Here is a 24873-nt window from a genome sequence, read left to right on the forward strand (position 1 = left end):
GGCGAGCTTAACCGAATAGGGGAGGCGTAGCGAAAGCGAGTGTTAATAGCGCGTTTAGTCGCTGGGTATAGACCCGAAACCGGGCGATCTATCCATGGGCAGGTTGAAGGTTGGGTAACACTAACTGGAGGACCGAACCGACTACCGTTGAAAAGTTAGCGGATGACCTGTGGATCGGAGTGAAAGGCTAATCAAGCTCGGAGATAGCTGGTTCTCCTCGAAAGCTATTTAGGTAGCGCCTCATGTATCACTGTAGGGGGTAGAGCACTGTTTCGGCTAGGGGGTCATCCCGACTTACCAAACCGATGCAAACTCCGAATACCTACAAGTGCCGAGCATGGGAGACACACGGCGGGTGCTAACGTCCGTCGTGAAAAGGGAAACAACCCAGACCGTCAGCTAAGGTCCCAAAATCCTGGTTAAGTGGGAAACGATGTGGGAAGGCTTAGACAGCTAGGAGGTTGGCTTAGAAGCAGCCACCCTTTAAAGAAAGCGTAATAGCTCACTAGTCGAGTCGGCCTGCGCGGAAGATGTAACGGGGCTCAAACCAGGTACCGAAGCTACGGGTATCATCTTAGGATGATGCGGTAGAGGAGCGTTCTGTAAGCCTGTGAAGGTGAGTTGAGAAGCTTGCTGGAGGTATCAGAAGTGCGAATGCTGACATGAGTAACGACAATGGGTGTGAAAAACACCCACGCCGAAAGACCAAGGTTTCCTGCGCAACGTTAATCGACGCAGGGTTAGTCGGTCCCTAAGGCGAGGCTGAAAAGCGTAGTCGATGGAAAACAGGTTAATATTCCTGTACTTCTGGTTATTGCGATGGAGGGACGGAGAAGGCTAGGCCAGCTTGGCGTTGGTTGTCCAAGTTTAAGGTGGTAGGCTGAGATCTTAGGTAAATCCGGGATCTCAAGGCCGAGAGCTGATGACGAGTTGTCTTTTAGACGACGAAGTGGTTGATGCCATGCTTCCAAGAAAAGCTTCTAAGCTTCAGGTAACCAGGAACCGTACCCCAAACCGACACAGGTGGTTGGGTAGAGAATACCAAGGCGCTTGAGAGAACTCGGGTGAAGGAACTAGGCAAAATGGCACCGTAACTTCGGGAGAAGGTGCGCCGGTGAGGGTGAAGGACTTGCTCCGTAAGCTCATGCCGGTCGAAGATACCAGGCCGCTGCGACTGTTTATTAAAAACACAGCACTCTGCAAACACGAAAGTGGACGTATAGGGTGTGACGCCTGCCCGGTGCCGGAAGGTTAATTGATGGGGTTAGCGCAAGCGAAGCTCTTGATCGAAGCCCCGGTAAACGGCGGCCGTAACTATAACGGTCCTAAGGTAGCGAAATTCCTTGTCGGGTAAGTTCCGACCTGCACGAATGGCGTAACGATGGCGGCGCTGTCTCCACCCGAGACTCAGTGAAATTGAAATCGCTGTGAAGATGCAGTGTATCCGCGGCTAGACGGAAAGACCCCGTGAACCTTTACTATAGCTTTGCACTGGACTTTGAATTTGCTTGTGTAGGATAGGTGGGAGGCTTTGAAGCGTGGACGCCAGTCTGCGTGGAGCCAACCTTGAAATACCACCCTGGCAACTTTGAGGTTCTAACTCAGGTCCGTTATCCGGATCGAGGACAGTGTATGGTGGGTAGTTTGACTGGGGCGGTCTCCTCCTAAAGAGTAACGGAGGAGTACGAAGGTGCGCTCAGACCGGTCGGAAATCGGTCGTAGAGTATAAAGGCAAAAGCGCGCTTGACTGCGAGACAGACACGTCGAGCAGGTACGAAAGTAGGTCTTAGTGATCCGGTGGTTCTGTATGGAAGGGCCATCGCTCAACGGATAAAAGGTACTCCGGGGATAACAGGCTGATACCGCCCAAGAGTTCATATCGACGGCGGTGTTTGGCACCTCGATGTCGGCTCATCACATCCTGGGGCTGAAGCCGGTCCCAAGGGTATGGCTGTTCGCCATTTAAAGTGGTACGCGAGCTGGGTTTAGAACGTCGTGAGACAGTTCGGTCCCTATCTGCCGTGGACGTTTGAGATTTGAGAGGGGCTGCTCCTAGTACGAGAGGACCGGAGTGGACGAACCTCTGGTGTTCCGGTTGTCACGCCAGTGGCATTGCCGGGTAGCTATGTTCGGGAAAGATAACCGCTGAAAGCATCTAAGCGGGAAACTTGCCTCAAGATGAGATCTCACTGGAACCTTGAGTTCCCTGAAGGGCCGTCGAAGACTACGACGTTGATAGGTGGGGTGTGTAAGCGCTGTGAGGCGTTGAGCTAACCCATACTAATTGCCCGTGAGGCTTGACCATATAACACCCAAGCAATTTGTGTCGAACGACCAGATTGCGGTGACTGTGGAGATGACACGAACCGAAAGTTCGCAGCAAGACAACCTACAAACATCACATACCCGATTCGCTGGAGTGCCTCCCAAGGGCATCCTGGCTACAGAATTTCTTGACGACCATAGAGCATTGGAACCACCTGATCCCATCCCGAACTCAGCAGTGAAACGATGCATCGCCGATGGTAGTGTGGGGTTTCCCCATGTGAGAGTAGGTCATCGTCAAGATTCAATTCCGAAACCCCTATCTGCGCAAGCAGGTAGGGGTTTTGTCTATAAGTAGAAGTCCCAATATTTCGCTGAGGTTGGCTAAGCCAACCCGGCACACGGAATTTCTTGACGACCATAGAGCATTGGAACCACCTGATCCCATCCCGAACTCAGCAGTGAAACGATGCATCGCCGATGGTAGTGTGGGGTTTCCCCATGTGAGAGTAGGTCATCGTCAAGATTGAATAAAAAACCCCTGTCTGCTCACGCAGACAGGGGTTTTTGCTTTCCGGGCTTCACAACCTTAGTGCAGCCTGTATCTCAAGTTGTCGCGCGTTGGGTCAGGTAGCGCTGGATGGCGTCCACGCCGCGTTGTAGATGCTCTCGCAGCAACTCGACAGCCCGTACTGCATCGCGCTGTCTTGCAGCCTGCAACAGGTTCCGGTGATCGTCCTGAGCCATGTTGCGCAATCCCATGGCTTCCAGATTGAAGCGCAGGAAGCGCTCCTCCTCGATCAGCCCTTCATCTATCAGGTTCAACAACCGGCGGTTACCGGCCTGTGCGTATAGCGTCCAGTGGAAGGCCCGGTTGAGACGACTGATCTCGACGTAGTCCGAGGTCCGTTCCAGGCGCTCGATGCAGTCCTGGGCGAAGGCGAAATCAGGCTCTTCCAGCAGGGGCACCGACAGGCGCAAGGCTTCGCACTCCAGAAGCATGCGCAGGGCGTAGGTTTCCACGGAATCGTGGTTGATCAGGGGGGCTACCACCGCGCCCTTGTGATGCACGACTTTCAGCAGGCCTTGTGCTTCGAGTTGACGCAGGGCTTCGCGCACGGGCATTCGACTGACGCCGAACAGTGTGGCGAGTTCTTGCTGCCGGATGGCCATGCCACAGGGCAGGCGCCCGTCGTAGATTGCTGCGCGAATCCTTTCTTCGATCACCGAGCGTGCCAAGTGCGCGGGCACCTGTTCACTGCCCAGGATGCTGGCCAGCACAGTGGATTTTTCAGTCACGCCAAACAGCCTCAGTCAATTTGCGCCATCCTGACGTAAGCAGTTACACATTGAAAGATGGCAGGTTTGAATAACGTCCCAGCCAAGCCGATAGCCAGACGAAGTGCAGTGCCGAAGCGACGAACAGGCTGCACAGGGTCATGAGAAAGTGATTTCATCGTGCCATTGTTTTTTGTCATGCGCCCCCGCACCATGGTGGGCTGAATTGCCTCCCTGGCGGATCGAACACGTTGGTTACACGGCTGAAGTACCTACAGACGGTGCGCTGTCTCGCGATCGCCTTTGCCTTGGCAGGCACGTTGCTGGGCGGGCTTCGCGCCGACTGGGACTTCAATCAGATCAGTCGCCGTGCCGAGGGTCTGTATGGGCCTCTGGGTGAAGGCGCGCAGCGCATTGATGCGTGGCAACGGTTGTTGGCAACCCAGAAGCCGCTGAGCGAGGGCGAGCAGCTGGAAGTGGTGAATCAGTTCTTCAATCATCAACTGCGGTATCGAGAAGATCTCGATCTGTGGCGCGAAGTCGACTATTGGGCCACGCCGGTGCAGTCGCTGCTCAAGGGTGCCGGCGACTGCGAGGACTACGCGATCGCCAAGTACTTCAGCCTGCGCCATTTGGGCGTTGCCGCCGACAAGCTGCGCATCACTTACGTCAAGGCGTTGCGACAGAACCGTGCGCACATGGTACTCACCTATTACGCCACACCGACGGCCATGCCCCTGGTGCTGGACAGTCTGATGGACCCAATTCTGCCTGCCAGCCAGCGCCAGGACCTGCTGCCCGTCTACGCCTTCAACGGTGAGGGGTTGTGGCTCACCGGCGCTGGTGGCAACAAGAAGGTAGGGGATACCAAGCGCCTGTCGCGTTGGCAGGACGTACTGAAGAAAATGACCGCAGAAGGCTTTCCGGCGAGTCTGGATAATTAAGTGGAGCAACGATGTCTCTGTTCAAACAACTGTTGATCGCGATATGCCTGTTTCTGGTAGTGGCTTTCACTGGCAGCTTCATGGTCAGCCTGGAAAGTTCGCGCACTCAGTACGTCAACCAGCTGCGCTCCCACGCCCAGGATGCGGCCACGGCGCTGGCGTTGTCGCTCACGCCCAATATCGACGACCCGGCAATGGTCGAACTGATGGTCAGCTCGATCTTCGACAGCGGCTATTACGCCAGTATTCGCGTGGTCAACCTGGCGGACGACAGTGTCATCGTCGAACGTGCGGCCGAGCCGGACGGCAGCGGCGTGCCGGCCTGGTTCGTCAAGATGATCAACCTGGCGCCGGCCGGCGGTGACGCGATCGTCAGCCGCGGTTGGGAGCAGGCAGCCCGGGTCGAGGTGGTCAGCCACCCGATGTTTGCCGTGGCCAAGCTGTGGCAGGGCGCGTTGGGCAGCCTGGGCTGGTTGTTGCTGTGCGGCGCGGTCAGTGCCGCGCTGGGTGCGCTGCTGTTGCGTCGCCAGCTGAAGCCGCTGGACTACATGGTCGAGCAGTCGCACGCCATTGCGCGCAGGGAATTCCTCAGCCTGCCGGATCTGCCGCGCACTCCCGAGCTGCGCCGGGTGGTGCAGGCGATGAACCAGATGGTGGAAAAACTCAAGGCACTGTTCCACGAGCAGACCGTGCGCAGCGAACGGCTGCGTATCGAGTCGTACCAGGACAGTCTGACGGGCCTGGCCAACCGACGCTATTTCGAGATGCAGCTGCACACCCGTGTCAGCAATCTCGAGGAAGCCAGTGCAGGCTATCTGGTGCTGTTGCGCATCAACGACCTTGCGGGCCTCAACCAGCGCCTGGGCGGACAGCGAACCGATCAGTTGCTGCAGGCGGTGGGGCAGCAGTTGCTGCGCACCTGTGCGCGCCACCCTGAGACGCACAACCTGATCACCCGCAGCCGTGGTGGCGAGTTTTCCATACTGGCACCGGGCATGGTGCGCGAAGAGGCGCAGCAGCTCGCTCAGGAGCTCGACGCGAACCTGCGCAGTCTGGCGCAGACCGGCGCTACCGATCTGCTGCCGGTGGCTCACCTGGGACTGGCGCCGTACACCCCCGGTGACGACCCGCAGGCATTGCTCAAGCTGGCGGACGAGGCCCTGGCGCAAGCCGAGGGTGCCGGCGAGTGCAATTGGGTGTGTCTGGAGCACATGGCGCTGGCGACCGTGGAGAACGATCACCACGCCTGGCACATGCTGCTCGACGAGGCCTTGGCCAAAGGCCGCTTCCAGCTGTACTTCCAGCCGGTAGTGAGCAGCGTGGATACCACGCGCGTGCTGCATCACAAGGTGCTGTCACGGCTGATCGACGAGCAGGGTCAGGCGGTTGCCGCTGGGCGGTTCCTGCCATGGCTGGAACGCTTCGGCTGGTCGGCGCGACTGGATCGGCTGATGCTGGAGCTGGTCCTTGAGCATCTGCGCAAGCACGATGCCACACTCGCCTTGAACCTGTCGGCGGCCACTTTGAACGATCCCCAGGCGCTGGAGGGTTTGTTCGACAGACTGGCGCAGTATCCTGCCCTGGGCCCGCGCCTTACCCTGGAGATAGGCGAGGAGCAGATTCCCGAGCAGAACGTGCTCGAGCAGCTCACGCGGCGTTTGCGCAGCCTGGGCTACAGCCTGAGCCTCCAGCGTTTTGGCGGGCGTTTCAGCATGATCGGCAACCTGGCCCACCTGGGCCTTGGCTACCTGAAGATCGACGGCAGCTACATTCGCGCGATCAACGAGGAAAGCCACAAGCGTCTGTTCATCGAAGCCATTCAGCGGGCAGCGCACAGTATCGACTTGCCGCTGATTGCCGAGCGGGTCGAGACGGAAGGGGAGTTGCAGGTGATTCGCGAGATGGGTATTGCCGGCGTCCAAGGACAGCTGGTGGGCGAGCCGCAGCCCTGGAAGCTTGGCTAGGGCTGTTGCGCGTGCCTTCGCCTGCCTTCGGACCGTGCCGTTTCGGGCGCGGTGGTGAAGGGGGCGCAGGCTTCAGATCAAGCCGGTTTCGTCGTCGTTGATCAACTGATTCAGGCCACCAAGCGCTACCCGTGCGCTGGAACGATCCTTGAGCTTGGCCTGGGCCGCTGCCGGTAGATCGGTCACACGGATGATGCCTTTGCTGGTCAGTACCTGGATCAGGTCATCGAGTACCCGAATCATGTCCAGATCGCTCTGCTTGAGCTGTTTCAGGCTGGTTTCGACCACATCGTTGGCGTACCACGCCTGTATCTCATGATGATCGGCAGGCAGGGTTTCTGTGGCCTCGGCAAAGGCTGCCGCTTCCACGCGGACCAATGCACCTTGTCGATCGCGTTGCACGTAGAACATCGAAGCGCTCCCATCGAAAAAAACCTGCCGAGACTGCAGGGCAGCCTCGGCAGAGATTACACGGATTCAGAACCAGTGGATGCCGCTGGCGGCCGACTTGCTGGGCCGGCCGCCGACTGCATCAGTCGTGGTGCTTGACCAGCAGGTCGCCACCGGAGATCAGCGACTTGATGGCATCGGTGCCGCTGCCCCAGTGCGCATTGTCGACCTTGATGGTGACGTCTGGCGTGACCGTGGCCGAAGCCGAGGTCATGCCGCCCTTGGTGCTGATCTGCAGGGTCGAGTTGCCGGCCGTGTCGGTGCTCAGCTTCAGGTAGTTCGCCAGGTTGGTCTCGGCGTCCGATGGCAACAGGTCGGACAGATCAAGCTTGTCGCCCTCGGCATGGCTGAAGTCCTTGATGGTGTCGGTACCTACGTCACCGGTCTTCCACACGAACGTATCCTTGCCGGCGCCGCCAAACAGTACATCGTTGCCGGCGCCGCCGCGAAGGGTGTCATCACCGCGCTGGCCGTAGATGATGTCGTTGCCATCACCGCCGTTGAGGAAGTCGTTGCCCCCCTTGGCGACGGTGAACAGACCGGCCTGGCCGTCTGAGCTGGCAGCGCCGACGTTGAACTCGCTGGCGTGCTTGGTGATGTAGTCATGCACCTGCTCGGAGGTAACGGAGCTGGTGTTGGTGACCGACTTCACGTACTCGCTCAGCGCCGTCGTGCCCTCGGTGGTGACGCCTGCCTTGGTGAAGGAGATGGTGTCGCCGAACAGGATGTCGTGACCCTCGCCGCCGTTGATGGTGTCGCCACCGGCAGTGATGAGGCTGTTTTTCAGTGCCGCGGCGATATTGGCGACGTCGATCTTGCTTTGTACTTCGCCATCGCTGTCGAATTTCTGCAAGGTTGCCACGGTGGCGCTGTTGGCGTTGTTGCCAACACCGATGGCTTCCACGGTCGACACCTTGGCCAAGGCTGCGAAGCCTTCGGCGGAGCCATCGATGACGGCACTGGTGGTGGTAGAGCCGTTGCCCTGGCGATTGCCGGCAGCGTCGAGGTAGTAGTTCGGTTCGCCGTCGGTGATCAGGTAGCTGAGCTTCACCGCGCCAGTGTTGCTGGTGGCCTCGGTACCGTTGAACCAGGTCGCCGCCTTGAAGAACGCCGACTCGTAGTTGGTGCCACCGGTTGCCGTGATCGCATTGAGGCCCAGGCCTGCCTTGATGGCATCCACCGACATGTTCGGCGTCAGCGTCAGCGTGGCGCCTTGCTTGGAGTCGGTGCCGAAGTCGACGATGGTCACCTTGACCGTGCCGCCGCCCAGGTTCTGCGAGAGCTGCTGGATCGCGGTGGCGACCGAGTCCTTTGCACTGGCCAGGGTGTCCTTCATGCTGCCCGAGCGATCCAGGATGTAGGCGATGTTGTAGCTGGCGCCGTTCTGGGTCTGGGTCGGGGTCACGTCGCCGACGATGATGTCGCGGCCGGTGGTACCGTCCAGCGTTTCGGTGCCGGCGTTGCCGGTGATCACACTGTAGCTCTGCTGGGTCGCCACGACGTGCACGGTCAGCGTTTGCTCGGCCGCCGATGCGGCCTCGGCACTGCCGTCCTTGGCAGTGGCATTGACCTTCAGGTTGATGTCGCCGACCGGGGCGTTGGCTGCGGTGGTGAGCGTCAGGGCAGACAGGTTCCAGGTGCTGACATCCGCCGTCTGGGCAGTGCTGCTGGCGGTGAAGCTGTGGGTACCGTCGCTGAGGGTGGCACCGGCCTGGATGTTGGAGATGGTCGTGGTCAGGGTTTCGGAGCCGTCACGGTCGACCAGTTCCGAAGAGATCGCTGACAGCGCGATTGCCTTGCCGGCCACGCCGGTGTTGCTGGTGGTGGCCAGCGTAATGTTGTCCAGCAGGCCGCCGAACGAGTTCTTGTCCACCGAAGCGAAAGTCAAGGTCTTGCTCGCCGTGCTGTCCACCGGCAATTGCAGGCTGTAATGCACCATGCCCGGTGTGGTGCCGTTGATCACGGCCACAACCTTGTCGCCCCACATGACCTTGATGTCGGAATCGCCTTCATGGCCTTTACGCGGCGAGTAGTCGAAGTCCAGCGTGTACAGGGAACCGGCCTTGGCGTTGGACACGACGGTGTAGAGGTCGCTGGCATCGCTTTCGCGGCCTTCCAGTTCGATGACCTTGGTGGTGCTGGCCGTGCCGTTGTAGACGCTGTAGGGATTGACCTCGATGTAGTTGCCGGCGTTGTTGGTTTTCCATGCCTCGCCCAGTTGGCTGACCTGAGCGCTGGTAACGGTGTTGGCATCGGCTGCCAGCGACCAGCTGGTCGGGCTGGCAACGCTGAGCAGCGGGGTGTCGCTGACGGGCGCCACGGTGACGTTCAAGGTGCTCACAGCACCGGTATCGGTGGTGTAGGTAACTGTCGGCAGGCTGCCGCTCCAGTTTTCGTAGGCCTTGATCGGGGTGTAGGTGTAGCTGCCGTCGCTGGCGATGGTCAGGTTGCCGACCGTTACCGACTGGTTGCCGACGGTTGCGGTGACCGGCGCCGAGGCATGGCCGCTGGCGTCCATCGCGTAGCTGGTGCCGCCGATGCTGAACTTGGCCACGGTCAGGCTGTTGTCGCCGTCGCGATCATTGGTCAGCACGTTGCCGTTCAGCGTGGCGCCTTCATCGACCGTGGCGGTATCGACCACCAGGTTGTTGTCGATGATGTTGATGGCGACACTGGCGTGGGCCGGATCTGTGGTCAGGCTCTGGAAGTTGCCACCGGTGACCGAGTCGATGGTCACCACCAGCTGTTCGGTGCCTTCGCGCAGTTGATCGCTCAGGGCGCTGATGGGGAAGGTCGCGGAGGACTTGTCGGCGTCGATGACCACGGTGGTCTGACCCTGGAAGTCGGCGCCGTTGGCGGCCTTGCCCGAGTAGTTCAGAGTGACGGTAACCTGGCTCTTGGTTTCGTTGCTCAGGGTCAGGGTGTAGATCGCCGACTGACCTTCGATGATCCGCTCGGCACCCGTGATACCAATGGTGGTCTGTGGACCGGTCACGGTGGTGCTGGCTGAGGCATCCTTGTACTGCAGGTTTTCGAAGTTGCCGTCGATCAGCTTGCCGTCGGCAGCGCTGGCGATGCCGGCAATGGCAACGGTCAGGATACCGGCGCGCGATGCATCGTTGCCCACCGTGTAGTTGACGAAGCCTTGCTTGGCATTGGCAGCGATATCGATGGTCTGGCCGTTCGACAGTACCAGTTTCAATGCCTTGTCGGCGGCATGGTCGAGCGTGGCGGTGTACGTGATCACGCCGCCGTCGTTGACCGCCGAGGTGGCGTTCAAGGTGACCTTGGTGGCGTCGATGGTGTCGTTTACCAGCACATTGACCGGCGTGGTGCCTGGGACCAGTGTGACGTCGCCGCCACCGGTCACATTTTGGATAGTGCGGCTGACCGAGTCGGCATCCTTATAGACGTCATCCAGCGGCGCAGCGACCGTGATGGCGCTTGCCGAGGCACCTTTGGCAATGCTGATGCTGTCGCCATTGCCGATGTCGACCCGGACGGTTTCCAAGGCGTTGACGGTATTGCCGTGCAGATCGGTCAGGGTCGCGGTGTATTTGATCACACCGCCTTCGACTGCCTGCGGTTCGGCGGACAGGGTCACGACCACCGCTGGCTTGACTGCCAGCATGCTGTTGGCGACCACCGAAGTCGCGCCGTTCACGCCATTGCTCTGCACGCCAGTATCGGTCACTTCGACCGACACCTGGCGCACGGTGCTTTCCGGATGCTCGCCGGTCGCCTGGAACTTGATCGAGTTGATCAGCTCCTGATACGCGGCACGGCTGGCCATGCCTTCCAGGGTGATGGTCATGGTGCCATCGCTGGCAACGCCACCGACCTTGTAGCCAATGCCTTGGGCAGTGGTGCCATTGCCGGTTTCGAACGCCGAGCTCAGGGTGTCACCGGCCATGGTGTTCTGGATGACGATCTTTGCGCCCTGCAGTTGATCGCCGGCGCTGTTGTCCTTGTCGCTGATGCTCAGGCCCGAGACCAGGTTGACCGATTCTGCCGAGCCTTCGTTGAAGACTACCTGCTCGTCCATGACCACCACTGGCGCGGTGTTCACGGCGTCGACGATGACGTTGAGCGGCTGGGTGACCGACGCAGGGTTGGCCAGGTCAGCGTTCTCGGTGGCGATGGCCTTGACTGTCAGGGCCAGAGTGCCGATGAAGTCGGTCGGCGGCGTGATGGTGAGGGTCTTCAGATCCCACTGGGTGATATCGGCCATGCCGTTGCCACCGGCTTCGGAAACATAGCTATGGTTGGCACCGTCGCGCAGCACCGCGCCCTCCGGGATACCGCTGATCTGAAGCACATGCTGCTCGGATTTATCGGCGGTGTCGCCGAAAGTCACGTTGATGGTGCTCAACTGGATCGCAGTGTTTTCGGCGCCGTGGTTCAGTTCGTAGCCGGCGTAGTAGCCATCACCATTGCCGTCGACGTGCGAGGTTACGTTGATGCCCTGGTTCACCAGGTCGGCGATGTCGGTGTACAGCGGCACGCCGCTCTGACCGATCGAGGTCGCAGGACCCTGGTCGACCGACAGGTTCAGGTCGTAGAAGCCTGGACCGTTCTGGTTGTGATGGTACAGGTCGAGGCTGTAGTAGCCGGTTTCAGCCGGCGTGATGCTGCCGCTGAAATCGCCCGAGGTTGGGTCGACACCGGCACCCCAATGGGCGGTGCCCAGGTCCTTGCCGCCAACGTTGATCAGCAGGCCGTCGTCGGCCTTGCCGCTGAAGGTGTAGACCTTGCCGGCTTCGAGGAAGATCAAGCCGGTGACCTTGGTCCCGGTGCCTTGCACGATGTTGGTGTCACCGACATCGGCGATGACCACGCCCGGACGACTGCCTGCTGCTTCGATGGTGGACTTGATCTGCGCGGGATCTGCGCCTTCGCCGGTCGTGCCCAGGCCCTGCAGGTCGGTGTAGGTGTACTTGATCAGACCGGTCGGAACGACGTAGCCCGGGGTCAGGCTGAGGATCGGCGCGTCGGCCACCGGCGCAATGTCGATGGTGACGGTGCCCGGCTTGCCCACCAGGGCATCGACCGTCGGGGTGAACGTGAAGCTGGCGTAGTCGCTGCGCTGATCACCGGTGCCGGCGTTGTTGTAGGCATCGCTGCCCGACTCGTCGGCCACCGGGACAAAGCGCAGTGCGCCGGTGTCGATCTGGGCCTTGCTGAAGGTGGTGCCCACGTCGGCCTGGGTCAGATCTCTCCACTCGCCATTGTCGTTTTGGAGTTGCAGCGAGCCGTTGACCGGCAGGCTGGTGAACTTGATGCCCAGGTCGAGGCCGGGGTTGGCGGTTGGCTGGATGTTGAACGAGGCCCAGTCCAGTGCCACGGCGGTGTCTTCGGTGCCGCTGAGCTTGTTGCCCGCCACGCCGTTGTTGTCGCCATTGTCGCCGACCACCGGAGCATCGTTGTCGATGATGGCGGTGTTGACGGTGGCGGCCTGCGGGTTGACCACCAGGCTTTCGAAGTTGTCGCCGGTTGGCGTGGCGATGGTGACCACGACGTTTTCGCGACCTTCGACCAGGCTGTCATCGACGATGGGCAGCTGGAACTGGACGCTGGTCTGGCCCTTCGGAATGGTCACGGTGATGCTGTCCTGGCCTTGGTAATCGGCACGTGTCGCGCTGCCGCCGTAGGTCAGGTTCAGGGTCACCTGGGTGTCGGTGTTGGTCGGGTTGCTCAGGGTCAGGGTGTAGACGGCCGACTGGCCTTCGGTAGCCGACGCATCGCCAGTCAGCCCGATGGTGGTCACGTCGATGCTGTCGCCGACCGGGGTCACGACCGGGGTGGTGTTCGGGGTCAGTTGCTCGTAGGTGCCGCCGGTGGCGCCAGTGATCGTGGTGGAGATCGAGTCGGCGCCTTTGTACACATCGTTGCCAACCACGTAGGACACCGAACCCGACGTCTGACCCACGGGAATGGTGATGGTCTGGTTGTTCGACAGCGTCACGACGACCGGTGTGCCGGTCACAGTGTCACCTACGGTCGCGGTGTAGACGATGGTGCCGTTTTCCAGCACGCCGCCTGCAGGCGTTTGTGCCGTGAGCACGACATTGGTGACGTCGGTAACCGGGTCGACAATGACGTTCAACGGCTGGCTGACCGACGCTGGATTGGCGACATCGGCGCTTTCGGTGGCAGTGGCCGTAACGGTCAAGGCCAGAGTGCCGTTGTAGTTGGCCGGTGGCGTGATGCTCAGGGTTTTCAGGTCCCAGCCAGTGATGTCGGCTGTACCGGTGCCGCCGTCGTTGGAAAGGTAGCTGTGGTTGGCGCCGTCGCGCAGCACTGCGCCCACCGGGATGCCGCTGATCTGCAGCACGTGCTGTTCGGAGCCGTCACGTGTATCGCCGAACGAGACGTTGATGGTACTCAGCTGGATGGCGGTGTCTTCGGCGCCGTGGTTCAGTTCGTAGCCGGCGTAGTAGCCATCGCCGTTGGCGTCGACGTGCGAGGTGACGTTGATACCCTGGTTCACCAGGTCGGCGATATCGGTGTACAGCGGCACACCGCTCTGACCGATCGTGGTCGCAGGACCCTGGTCGACCGACAGGTTCAGGTCGTAGAAGCCTGGACCGTTCTGGTTGTGATGGTACAGGTCGAGGCTGTAGTAGCCGGTTTCAGCGGGCGTGATGCTGCCGCTGAAATCGCCCGAGGTCGGGTCGACACCGGCACCCCAATGGGCGGTGCCCAGGTCCTTGCCGCCAACGTTGATCAGCAGGCCGTCGTCGGCCTTGCCGCTGAAGGTGTAGGTCTTGCCGGCTTCGAGGAAGATCAGGCCGGTGACCTTGGTCCCGGTGCCTTGCACGATGTTGCTGTCACCGACATCGGCGATGACCACGCCCGGACGACTGCCCGCTGCTTCGATAGTCGATTTGATCTGTGCAGGATCGGCGCCTTCGCCGGTCGTGCCCAGGCCCTGCAGGTCGGTGTAGGTGTACTTGATCAGACCGGTCGGAACGACGTAGCCCGGGGTCAGGCTGAGGATCGGCGCGTCGGCCACCGGCGCAATGTCGATGGTGACGGTGCCCGGCTTGCCCACCAGGGCATCGACCGTCGGGGTGAACGTGAAGCTGGCGTAGTCGCTGCGCTGATCACCGGTGCCGGCGTTGTTGTAGGCATCGCTGCCCGACTCGTCGGCCACCGGGACAAAGCGCAGTGCGCCGGTGTCGATCTGGGCCTTGCTGAAGGTGGTGCCCACGTCGGCCTGGGTCAGATCTCTCCACTCGCCATTGTCGTTTTGGAGTTGCAGCGAGCCGTTGACCGGCAGGCTGGTGAACTTGATGCCCAGGTCGAGGCCGGGGTTGGCAGTTGGCTGGATGTTGAACGAGGCCCAGTCCAGTGCCACGGCGGTGTCTTCGGTGCCGCTGAGCTTGTTGCCGGCAACGCCGTTGTTGTCGCCGTTGTCGCCGACCACCGGAGCATCGTTGTCGATGATGGCGGTGTTGACGGTGGCGGCCTGCGGGTTGACCACCAGGCTTTCGAAGTTGTCGCCGGTTGGCGTGGCGATGGTGACCACGACGTTTTCGCGACCTTCGACCAGGCTGTCATCGACGATGGGCAGCTGGAACTGGACGCTGGTCTGGCCCTTCGGAATGGTCACGGTGATGCTGTCCTGACCTTGGTAATCGGCACGTGTCGCGCTGCCGCCGTAGGTCAGGTTCAGGGTCACCTGGGTGTCGGTGTTGGTCGGGTTGCTCAGGGTCAGGGTGTAGACGGCCGACTGGCCTTCGGTAGCCGACGCATCGCCAGTCAGGCCGATGGTGGTCACGTCGATGCTGTCGCCGACCGGGGTCACGACCGGGGTGGTGTTCGGGGTCAGTTGCTCGTAGGTGCCGCCGCTCACACCGGTGATTGCAGTGCTGACGGTATCAGCGCCCTTGTACACATCGTTGCCGATGACATAGGACACCGAACCGCTGGTGGCGCCGACTGCGATGGTGATTACCTGACTGTTGGACAGGGTGACCACCACGGGTGCGCCGGTCACCGGCGAATCGACGGTGCCGGTGTAGACGATAGTGCCGTTCTCGACCGCGCCGCCTGCTGGAACCTCGGCAGTGAGGACCACGTTGGTCACGTCGGTGACCGGGTCCACAATGACGTTCAATTGCTGGCTGACCGACGCCGGGTTCGCCGGGTCGGCGTTTTCGGTGGCGATGGCGGTGACGGTCAGGGCCACGGTGCCGTTGAAATCGGTCGGTGGGGTGAACGTCAGGGTGGTCAGATCCCAGTCGGTGATGTTGGCCGTGCCGTTGCCGCCGGCTTGGGCCGTGTAGCTGTGGCCAGCGGCGTCACGCAGTTCTGCACCGACCGGAATGCCGCTGATCTGCAGAACGTGCTGCTCGGAGCCGTCGCGCACATCGCCGAAGGAAACAACGATGGAGCTCAGCTGGATCGCGGTGTCTTCGGCGCCGTGGTTCAGTTCGTAGCCGGCATAGTAGCCATCGCCATTGGCGTCGACGTGCGGAACCACATCGATACCCTGCTTGATGATGTCGCTGATATCGCTGTAGACCGGCACGCCGCTCTGGCCGATCGAGGTCGCAGGACCTTGGTCGACCGAGAGGTTCAGGCCGTAGAAGCCTGGGCCGTTCTGGTTGTAGTGGTACAGGTCGATGCTGTAGTAGCCGGTTTCGGTCGGTGTGATGCTGCCGCTGTAGTCGCCCGAGGTTGGGTCGATACCTGCGCCCCAGTGAGCGCCGTCCAGGTCTTTGCCGCCGACATTGATCAGCAGGCCGTCGTCGGCCTTGCCGCTGAAGGTGTAGACCTTGCCCGCCTCGAGGAAAATCAGGCCGGTGACCTTGGTCCCGGTGCCCTGCACGATGTTGGCGTCGCCCACATCGGAAATGATCACGCCCGGACGGCTGCCGGCCGCTTCGATGGTGGACTTGATCAGCGCAGGATCCGCGCCTTCGCCGTTGGTGCCCAGGCCCTGCAAGTCGGTGTAGGTGTACTTGATCAGGCCGGAGATACCCTGGGCCACGGACAGCACGGGGACGTCCGCCACCGGCCTGATGTCGATGACCATGGTGCCCGGCTTGCCCACCAGGGCATCGACCGTCGGGGTGAAGGTGAAGTTGGCGTAATCGCTGCGCTGGTCGCCCGTGCCACCGTTGTTGTAGGCGTCGCTGCCCGACTCGTCGGCTACCGGGACAAAACGCAGTGCGCCGGTGTCGATCTGGGCCTTGCTGAAGGTGGTGCCCAGATCGGCCTGGGTCAGGTCTCTCCAGCCCGTGCCGTCGTTGAACTGCAACGAGCCGTTCGCCGGCAGGCTGGTGAACTTGATGCCCAGGTCGAGGCCGGGGTTGGCGGTCGGCTGGATGTTGAACGAGGCCCAGTCCAGTGCCAGTACGGTGTCTTCGGTGCCCGTCAGTTTGTTGCCTGGGACGCCGTCGTTGTCACCCACCACAGGAGCATCGTTGTCGATGATCGTGGTGTCGACGCTGGATGCCTGGGGATCGACCACCAGGCTTTCGAAGTTGTCGCCGGTCGGCGTGGCAATGGTCACCACGACGTTCTCGCGGCCTTCCACCAGGCTGTCATCGAGGATCGGCAGTTGGAATTGCACGCTGGTCTGGCCGCGCGGGATGGTCACGGTGATCGTATCCGGACCTTGGAAGTCGCTGCGCGAAGCAGTGCCGCCGTAGCTCAGGTTCAGGGTGATCTGCGTGTCGACATTGGTCGGGTTGCTCAATGTCAGGGTATACGTGGCCGACTGGCCTTCGGTGACCGACGCATCGCCGGTGAGGCCGATGGTGGTGACATCGATGATATCGCCGACCGGGGTCACGACTGGCGTGGTGATCGGGGTCAGTTGCTCGTAGTTGCCGCCGGTTACACCGGTGATCGCGGTGCTGACCGTGTCGGCGCCTATGTAGACGTCATTGCCCAGCGCATAGGAAACCGTGCCGCTGGTTTCGCCGACGGCGATGGTAATGGTCTGGCTGTTCGACAGGGTCACGACAACTGGTGAGCCAGTCACTGGCGCGCCGACGGTGGCGGTGTAGACGATGGTACCGTTTTCCAGGGCGCCGCCTGCAGGGACGGTGGCGGTCAGTACGACGTTGGTCACGTCGATGCTGTCGCCGACTGGCGTCACGACCGGGGTGGTGATTGGAGTCAGTTGTTCGTAGTCGCCACCGGTGGCGCTGGTGATTGCGGTGCTGATGGTGTCGGCACCGTTGTAAACGTCATTGCCCAGCGGGAAGGACACCGAACCGCTGGTTTCACCGACGGCGATGGTGATGGTCTGGTTATTCGACAGGGTAACGACAACCGGCGCACCGGTGACGGGCGCACCGACGGTCGCGGTGTAGAGGATGGTGCCGTTTTCCAGGGCGCCGCCTGCAGGGACGGTGGCGGTCAGTACGACGTTGGTGACGTCGATGCTGTCGCCGACTGGCGTCACTACCGGAGTGGTGATCGGGGTCAGCTGTTCGAAGTTGCCACCGGTTACGCCGGTAATGGCTGTGGAAACAGTGTCCGCACCGTTGTAGACGTCGTTGCCCAGCGGGAAGGACACCGAACCGCTGGTTTCACCGACGGCGATGGTGATGACCTGGCTGTTCGACAGGGTCACGACAACCGGCGAACCGGTAACAGGCGCGCCGACGGTAGCGGTGTAGAGGATGGAGCCGTTTTCCAGAGCACCACCGGCAGGGACGGTAGCGGTCAGCACGACGTTGGTCACGTCGATGCTGTCGCCCACTGGCGTCACGACTGGAGTGGTGATCGGGGTGAGCTGTTCGAAGTTACCGCCAGTCACACCGGTGATGGCTGTAGAAACAGTGTCAGCGCCGTTATAGACGTCATTGCCCAGAGGGAAAGAAACCGTGCCGCTGGTTTCGCCTACGGCAATGGTGATGATCTGGCTGTTCGACAGAGTCACTACAACCGGGGAGCCAGTCACTGGCGCACCGACGGTGGCGGTGTAGACGATGGTGCCGTTTTCCAGAGCGCCGCCCGCAGGGACGGTGGCGGTCAGTACAACGTTGGTGACGTCGATGCTGTCGCCTACAGGCGTCACGACCGGAGTAGTGTTCGGGGTGAGCTGTTCGAAGTCACCACCGGTTACGCCGGTGATGGCAGTGCTAACGGTGTCAGCGCCGTTGTAGACATCGTTGCCCAGAGGGAAGGAAACGGTGCCGCTGGTTTCGCCCACACCGATGGTGATGGTCTGGCCGTTCGACAGAGTGACGACGACAGGGGAGTTAGTCACTGTCGCGCCAACGGTGGCGGTATAGAGGATGGTGCCGTTTTCCAGAGCGCCGCCCGCAGGAACGGTAGCGGTGAGCACGACGTTGGTGACGTCGATGCTGTCGCCCACTGGGGTCACGACCGGAGTGGTGATCGGGGTCAGCTGTTCGAAGTTACCGCCAGTCACACCGGTAATGGCTGTGGAAACAGTGTCCGCACCGTTGTAAACGTCATTGCCCAGAGGGAAAGAAACCGTGCCGCTGGTTTCGCCTACGGCAATGGTGATGATCTGGCTGTTCGACAGAGTCACTACAACCGGGGAGCCAGTCACTGGCGCACCGACGGTGGCGGTGTAGACGATGGTGCCGTTTTCCAGAGCGCCGCCCGCAGGGACGGTGGCGGTCAGTACAACGTTGGTGACGTCGATGCTGTCGCCTACAGGCGTCACGACCGGAGTGGTGTTCGGGGTGAGCTGTTCGAAGTCACCACCGGTTACGCCGGTGATGGCAGTGCTAACGGTGTCAGCGCCGTTGTAGACATCGTTGCCCAGAGGGAAGGAAACGGTGCCGCTGGTTTCGCCCACACCGATGGTGATGGTCTGGCCGTTCGACAGAGTGACGACGACAGGGGAGTTAGTCACTGTCGCGCCAACGGTGGCGGTATAGAGGATGGTGCCGTTTTCCAGAGCGCCGCCCGCAGGAACGGTAGCGGTGAGCACGACGTTGGTGACGTCGATGCTGTCGCCCACTGGCGTCACGACCGGGGTGGTGATCGGCGTCAGTTGTTCGAAGTTGCCGCCAGTCACGCCGGTGATGGCAGTAGAAACAGTGTCGGCACCGTTGTAGACATCGTTGCCCAGAGGGAAGGAAACCGAACCGCTGGTTTCGCCCACACCAATGGTGATGGTCTGGTTGTTCGACAGGGTCACGACAACAGGCGAGCCAGTCACTGGCGCACCGATGGTAGCGGTGTAGACGATAGTGCCGTTTTCCAGGGCGCCGCCCGCAGGGACCGCAGCGGTCAGAACGACGGTCGTCGTGTCGATCGAGTCGACGATATTGACCACCGCAGGCGTCGTGCTCGGCACCAGGCTTTCGAAGTTGCCGCCGGTAGCACCAGTGATCGTGGTGTTGATGGTCGTCGGGTTGTTGTAGACGTCATTGGCCGGCGCGGCGACATCGACCGACCCCGAGGACTGGCCTGCCGGGATGGTGATGGTGGAGCCGTTGGAAAGGGTCACGGTCACCGGCGTCTGCGCCGGGTTGGTGAGCACGGCGGTGTAGGTGATGGTGGTGCCTTCGGTGACCGGGTTGTTGCCCACGGTCAGGGTCACGGTGGTGACGTCGATGGTGTCGTCGACACGGGTAACGGCAGGGGTCGGGTCGGTAGTGACCACCAGATCGCCACCACCCGTGGTGCCGGTGACCACCACGGAAATCTGCGACGGGTCGATATATGGCGTGTTGGTGTCCGGTACGGTGACGTTGACCGCGCCCGTGGTCTGGCCTGCGGGAATGAGCACCGACTGGCCGTTGGACAGGGTGACGGTCAGGTCGCTGGACGGCGCCTGGGTCAGGGTGGCGGTGTAGGTGATCACGCCGCCGGCTTCGGTGATGGCGGTAGTCGCGGTCACGGTCAGCGTAGCGGTACGCAGGACTGGCCCGTCGGCATCGGTGTCAGCGTTGATCGGGTTGGTATCGCCCACGATCTCCCGCGCGTTGGGGCCCGCAGCACCGTTCGGGCCTTCGGTGGGATAGCCCACGGTTGGATCGACTTCACCCGCGGTTTCACTGAGCAATACGAAACTGTGACTGCCGCCGCCTTCACCGCCGGTGTCATTGGCGCCGGGGCCCGCAGCGGTGGCTTCGAGGTCTTGGGTAGGGTCAGCGCCGGCCGCGATGGCCTGCTGCAATTCCGCTACCGAAGGGGCCGCCTGGGCAGTGGCCGCGCTCAGATCAGTGCTGGAGTCCGGGGTGTTGGCGCTCCATTGCGTCTCGCGCCCCAGATCGATGGTGCGGCCGTCAGCCAGCTCCAGCGTAACGGCACCCGCCGCGCCGGTAACCACCTGCTCCCCGGCGAACAGACGATCCCCTTCGATGAGCACACGGCGAATCCCCTCTGGGGATACTGCGAACACTTGGCCAACAATGCTTTTGACGATGGCAACAACACTGCTCATGTAGGGGACTCTCCGGGGGTGACCATTCGTTGGTACGGTGCCTGAACATCACCAGAGACGGCGACGGGCATTCGGTACATTTTTATGCTGTAATATTGACGCCAACTAATTGTCTAAAAGTCGCAGAAATGAACTTTCTGACAATGTATTGACCTATTTGGCGCCATCCTAAACAATCCATTGTGTAATGTCACATTGATATTTCTTGGCTATGCAAAACGCCTCAACAGGGTGAGTTCATTGACGTCAAGACGGCTGCGACTGACGTTTTTTGCAGATGGATGTGACAAAAAAAGTCGCTTGTGACATATCGCAGGGACGACACGAGAGATGTCCGCGCTACTTGGCCTAACCACAGGCTGCACGTAGCACGAATCCTGCCAGGCACAGGTTGGGCGCCGCGCAGCCTGTGCATGAGCGCGAGGTCAGCCCTGCGCCAATGATGCAAGTCATGGATGTGAAACGCATGTTGGCAAGTCATCGATGAATGCCGCACTGATAGTGCCGACCGATGGACATATATCGCATTGGAAAGTTCGCAATACTTAGTGTGCAAGTAATAACGGTTAACTCTTTGTGTTTATTGAAGAAAATCGCTGAGTGACACTCGGGGCAGCGAATGGCGACCGACCGTTGCTTGGCGAATGAGGCTGCAGAAGCGGGTGACTTGGCTCAGCGGTGAAACACCCTGGACGGCCATTCATCAAACGAGCCCATGCGCAGCCAGCCACCCCCGTGTACGCTGGCATCCGTTGTGCAAATACAACCCAAACCGCTACAAGACCAGGCGGGATGAAGCGATCCCGATGGGACCAAGGTGTTCAATGAGCGATAAGAGAGTGTCAGCGTGGATTCGGAATTAAGTTCGGTACTACTCAGCCAGGATCCACGCAGCCAGCACGACGACCCGTTGCTCGATGGCCTGCTGACCCTGTGCTCGCTGCATCACAAGCCCGCCAGCCGGGCCATGCTCACCACAGGCCTGCCGCTGCCTTCGCAGCGCCTGACCGCCGACCTGTTGCCGCGCGCCGCCGCGCGTGCCGGTCTGCAGGGCCGCGTGTTGCAGCGCAAGCTGGAGCAGATACCGTCCATCGCACTGCCGGCCATGCTGATGCTCAAGGATGCACGGTGCGCCGTGCTGCTGGGCTGGGAAGGCGATACCGCGCGCTTGCTGCTCAGCGAAAGCGATGGCGGTGAAGTGCGCGTGGCGCGCGAGGTGCTGACTCAAGACTTCACCGGCCGAGTGTTTTTCGCCCAGCCGCAGCACAAGTTCGACGTGACCAACGGCTCGCTGATCCCCCGCGCTCATTCCTGGTTCCGTGACACCCTCAAGCGCTCGCGTTGGCTGTATGCCGACGCCATTGCCGCCAGCCTGGTGATCAACATCATCGCCCTGGCTGCACCCTTGTTCGTGATGAACGTGTACGACCGAGTCGTGCCCAACCAGGCCACCGCGACCCTGTGGGTGCTGGCGGTGGGCATCTGTGGTGCCTACCTGTTCGACCTCTTGCTCAAGGGCCTGCGCAGCCTGTGCCTGGATCTGGCCGGCAAGAAGACCGACCTGATCATCTCGGCCACGCTGTTCGAACGCATCGTCGGCATGTCGATGAAAAGCCGCCCGGCTCGGGTAGGCAGCTACGCGCAGAACATTCACGAATTCCAGGGCATGCGCGACTTCCTCACGTCGCTGACCCTGACCAGCCTGATCGACCTGCCGTTCACCATTCTGATCTTGCTGGTCATCGCCCTGCTGGGTGGGCACCTGGTATGGATCCCGATCATCGCCTTCCCGCTGGCGCTGGGCATCGGTCATTTCCTGCAGAAACCGCTGACCAAGACTCTGGAGCGGACCATGGCCCTGGCCGCCGAGCGTCAGTCGAGCCTGATCGAGACCCTGGGCGGCCTCGATGCGGTCAAGGTCAACAACGCCGAAAGCGAGCGCCAGTACCAGTGGGAACAGACCATCGGCACGCTCAGCCGCCTGGAGTTGCGGGTCAAGACCCTGTCCAGCCTGGCCATGAACATCACCTTGCTGATCCAACAACTTGCCGGTGTGGCGATCATCATTTTCGGTGTGTACCAGATCATCGAAGGCAACCTGAGCATGGGCGGCCTGGTGGCCTGCTACATGTTGAGCGGTCGCGCGCTGGCGCCATTGGCACAGTTGTCCGGTCTGCTGACTCGCTACCAGCAGGCCAAGGTCACCATGGTCTCGGTCGACCAGATGATGGAGCTGCCGCAGGAGCGCAACTTCGACGAGCGTCCGCTGAGCCGTCAGGTGCTGCAGGGTGCGATGGAGTTTCGCAACGTCGACTTCACCTACCCCAACCAGCAGAACCAGGCCTTGCACGGGATCAACCTGACCGTGCGCCCCGGCGAGAAGATCGGCATCATCGGCCGCAGTGGTTCAGGCAAGAGTTCGCTGGCCAAGTTGCTGGTGGGGCTGTACCAGCCCGATGCCGGCTCGTTGCTGGTTGATGGCGTGGACATTCGCCAGATCGACGTCAGCGAGCTGCGCCACAACATCGGCTACGTGCCGCAGGACATTCAGCTGCTGTCCGGCACTCTGCGTGACAATCTGGTGTCCGGGGCCCGCTACGTCGATGATGAAATGGTCCTGCAGGCCGCCGAACTGGCCGGTGTGCACGAATTTGCCCGCCTGCATCCGCAGGGTTATGAACTGCAGGTCGGCGAGCGCGGACAGAACCTGTCCGGCGGCCAGCGGCAGAACGTGGCGCTGGCGCGGGCATTGTTGCTCAACCCACCGATTCTCTTGCTGGACGAACCGACCAGCGCCATGGACAACACCGGCGAGGAGCGCCTCAAGGCGCGTCTGCAAGCCGTCATCGAGAACAAGACCGTGATTCTGGTTACCCACCGTGCTTCGCTGCTGAGCCTGGTCGACCGCCTGTTGGTGATCGACCGTGGGCAGATTCTGGCTGACGGGCCGAAGGCTGCTGTCATGGAAGCATTGAAGAAGGGGCAGATCAGTGTTGCTTAAATCCTCTTCCGGCGGTTTCAAGAATTCCCTCGTACGTTATTTCAAGGGCTCCGATTCCTTGGAAGGCCAGCCCTTGCCCGAGGTCGAGAAGGCGCTGATCGACGATGCGCCGCGCATCGTGCGCCTGACTATCTGGGGGGTGATTGCATTCTTCGTGTTCCTCCTCACCTGGGCGCACTTCGCGGTGATCGACGAGGTGACCAAGGGCGACGGCAAGGCAATCCCTTCGTCGCGGATCCAGAAGATCCAGAACCTGGAGGGCGGCATCGTCGCCCAGATCTACGTCAAGGAAGGGCAGATCGTGGAGGCGGGCGCACCGCTGATTCGTCTGGACGACACACGCTTCGCTTCCAACGTCGGTGAAACCGAAGCCGATCGCGTGGCCATGGAGCTGCGCGTGGAGCGCCTGAGTGCCGAGGTGGAAAACCGGCCGTTGAACATTACCGCCCAGGCACGCAAGTCGGTGCCCAACCAGGCGGCCAACGAAGAGTCGCTGTACATGAGCCGTCGGCAGCAGTTGGCCGATGAAATCGGTGGCTTGCAGCAACAGCTGGTGCAGCGTCAGCAGGAATTGCGTGAGTTCAGCTCCAAGGCCGAACAGTACCGCAGCAGCCTGAACCTGCTGCGCCAGGAAATCAGTATGTCGGAGCCGTTGGTGGCCAGGGGTGCGATTTCGCCGGTCGAAGTGCTGCGTCTGCGGCGCTCGGAAGTGGAAACCCGCGGCATGCTCGACGGTACCACGCTGGCAGTGCCGCGGGCCCAGGCGGCCATTGGCGAGGTGCAGCGCAAGATCGACGAAACGCGCGGCAAGTTCCGTAGCGAGGCGCTGACCCAGTTGAACGAGGCGCGTACCGATCTGGCCAAGACCCAGGCCACGGCCAAGGGCCTGGAAGATCGGGTGAGCCGTACCATGGTGACCTCGCCGGTGCGAGGCATCGTCAAGCAGGTGCTGGTCAACACCGTAGGTGGGGTCATCCAGCCCGGCAGCGACATGGCCGAGATCGTGCCGCTGGATGACAGCTTGCTGGTGGAGGCGCGCATTCGTCCGCAGGACATCGCGTTCCTGCACCCAGGGCAGAAAGCGATGATCAAGTTCACGGCCTATGACTACACCATCTATGGCGGGCTGGAAGGCACCCTCGAACAGATCGGTGCCGACACGGTGCAGGATGAAGAGAAGAAGAACACTTTCTATCTGATCAAGCTACGGACGAACAAGAGCCACCTGGGCTCCGATGAGAAGCCGTTGCTGATCATCCCGGGGATGGTAGCGTCGGTTGACATCATTACCGGCAAGAAGAGCGTGCTGAGCTATCTGCTCAAGCCCATCATCAAGTCCCGCGCCGAAGCGTTGCACGAGCGATAGGTTCGCAAGCCCTTCGCGGCCGATGACCGCTCCTACGGGTGAAATGCGATCGCCTGTGGGAGCGGTCTGCGGCCGCGAAGGGCTTGTAGGGTGTGTCTGGTACACCGCGGTGCGCTTTTCGCGGCCGATGACCGCTCCTGCGAGGGATTGCATTCGGTCGCCAATTCTTGACGAAATGTTTCCGTTCCGCGAATATAGATAGTTAGCAAACTATG

General features: G+C 61.2%; 7 protein-coding genes and 3 rRNA genes (1 of these 10 running past the window's edge). 7 read left to right on the forward strand and 3 right to left on the reverse strand.

What is annotated here, in order from left to right:
- The 3 genes from ONG87_RS00505 to rrf (ONG87_RS00515) all read left to right on the forward strand — a co-directional run.
- Positions 1–2305: ribosomal RNA gene (locus tag ONG87_RS00505) — 23S ribosomal RNA — on the forward strand (it extends 589 nt beyond the left edge of the window).
- Between the two features lie 147 nt (positions 2306–2452).
- Positions 2453–2568: ribosomal RNA gene (gene rrf, locus ONG87_RS00510) — 5S ribosomal RNA — on the forward strand.
- A gap of 107 nt (positions 2569–2675) precedes the next feature.
- Positions 2676–2791 (forward strand): 5S ribosomal RNA (gene rrf / locus ONG87_RS00515).
- 80 nt (positions 2792–2871) lie between these two features.
- Here the strand turns inward: rrf (ONG87_RS00515) and ONG87_RS00520 are convergent.
- Positions 2872–3564, reverse strand: a complete 693-nt coding sequence (locus ONG87_RS00520) for a GntR family transcriptional regulator (RefSeq protein ID WP_192176485.1) — start codon at positions 3562–3564, stop codon at positions 2872–2874.
- Between the two features lie 260 nt (positions 3565–3824).
- Between ONG87_RS00520 and lapG the strand changes: the two genes are divergently transcribed.
- Positions 3825–4487 (forward strand): cysteine protease LapG, encoded by a 663-nt coding sequence (gene lapG, locus ONG87_RS00525; protein WP_264382018.1) that lies wholly within the window; start codon positions 3825–3827, stop codon positions 4485–4487.
- Between the two features lie 11 nt (positions 4488–4498).
- Positions 4499–6451 (forward strand): cyclic di-GMP receptor LapD, encoded by a 1953-nt coding sequence (lapD, locus tag ONG87_RS00530; protein WP_264382019.1) that lies wholly within the window; start codon positions 4499–4501, stop codon positions 6449–6451.
- Between the two features lie 72 nt (positions 6452–6523).
- Here the strand turns inward: lapD and ONG87_RS00535 are convergent, their stop codons facing one another.
- Positions 6524–6862, reverse strand: coding sequence for a tryptophan synthase subunit beta (locus tag ONG87_RS00535; RefSeq protein ID WP_122480651.1), 339 nt, complete (start codon positions 6860–6862; stop codon positions 6524–6526).
- 121 nt (positions 6863–6983) lie between these two features.
- Positions 6984–20291, reverse strand: a complete 13308-nt coding sequence (locus ONG87_RS00540) for a retention module-containing protein (RefSeq protein ID WP_264382020.1) — start codon at positions 20289–20291, stop codon at positions 6984–6986.
- A gap of 847 nt (positions 20292–21138) precedes the next feature.
- Here ONG87_RS00540 and ONG87_RS00545 point away from each other — a divergent pair.
- Together ONG87_RS00545 and ONG87_RS00550 are read left to right on the forward strand one after the other, a co-directional pair.
- Complete coding sequence (locus ONG87_RS00545; RefSeq protein ID WP_122480649.1) at positions 21139–23292, forward strand: type I secretion system permease/ATPase; 2154 nt, start codon at positions 21139–21141, stop codon at positions 23290–23292.
- On the forward strand, positions 23282–24658 hold the full coding sequence (locus ONG87_RS00550) for an HlyD family type I secretion periplasmic adaptor subunit (protein ID WP_122480648.1): 1377 nt from the start codon (positions 23282–23284) through the stop codon (positions 24656–24658). Before ONG87_RS00545 ends, ONG87_RS00550 begins: the two co-directional genes overlap by 11 nt.
- Positions 24659–24873 lie beyond the last annotated feature (215 nt).

It is taken from the genome of Pseudomonas sp. MM227, assembly GCF_947090715.1.
GTDB lineage: Bacteria > Pseudomonadota > Gammaproteobacteria > Pseudomonadales > Pseudomonadaceae > Aquipseudomonas > Aquipseudomonas baltica.

What these genes read in the sequence shown, in the direction of transcription:
- lapD (WP_264382019.1), top strand. Translation starts at nt 4,499, where the DNA reads ATGTCTCTGTTCAAACAACTGTTGATCGCGATATGCCTGTTTCTGGTA.
- ONG87_RS00535 (WP_122480651.1), bottom strand. Translation starts at nt 6,862, where the DNA reads ATGTTCTACGTGCAACGCGATCGACAAGGTGCATTGGTCCGCGTGGAA.
- ONG87_RS00540 (WP_264382020.1), bottom strand. Translation starts at nt 20,291, where the DNA reads ATGAGCAGTGTTGTTGCCATCGTCAAAAGCATTGTTGGCCAAGTGTTC.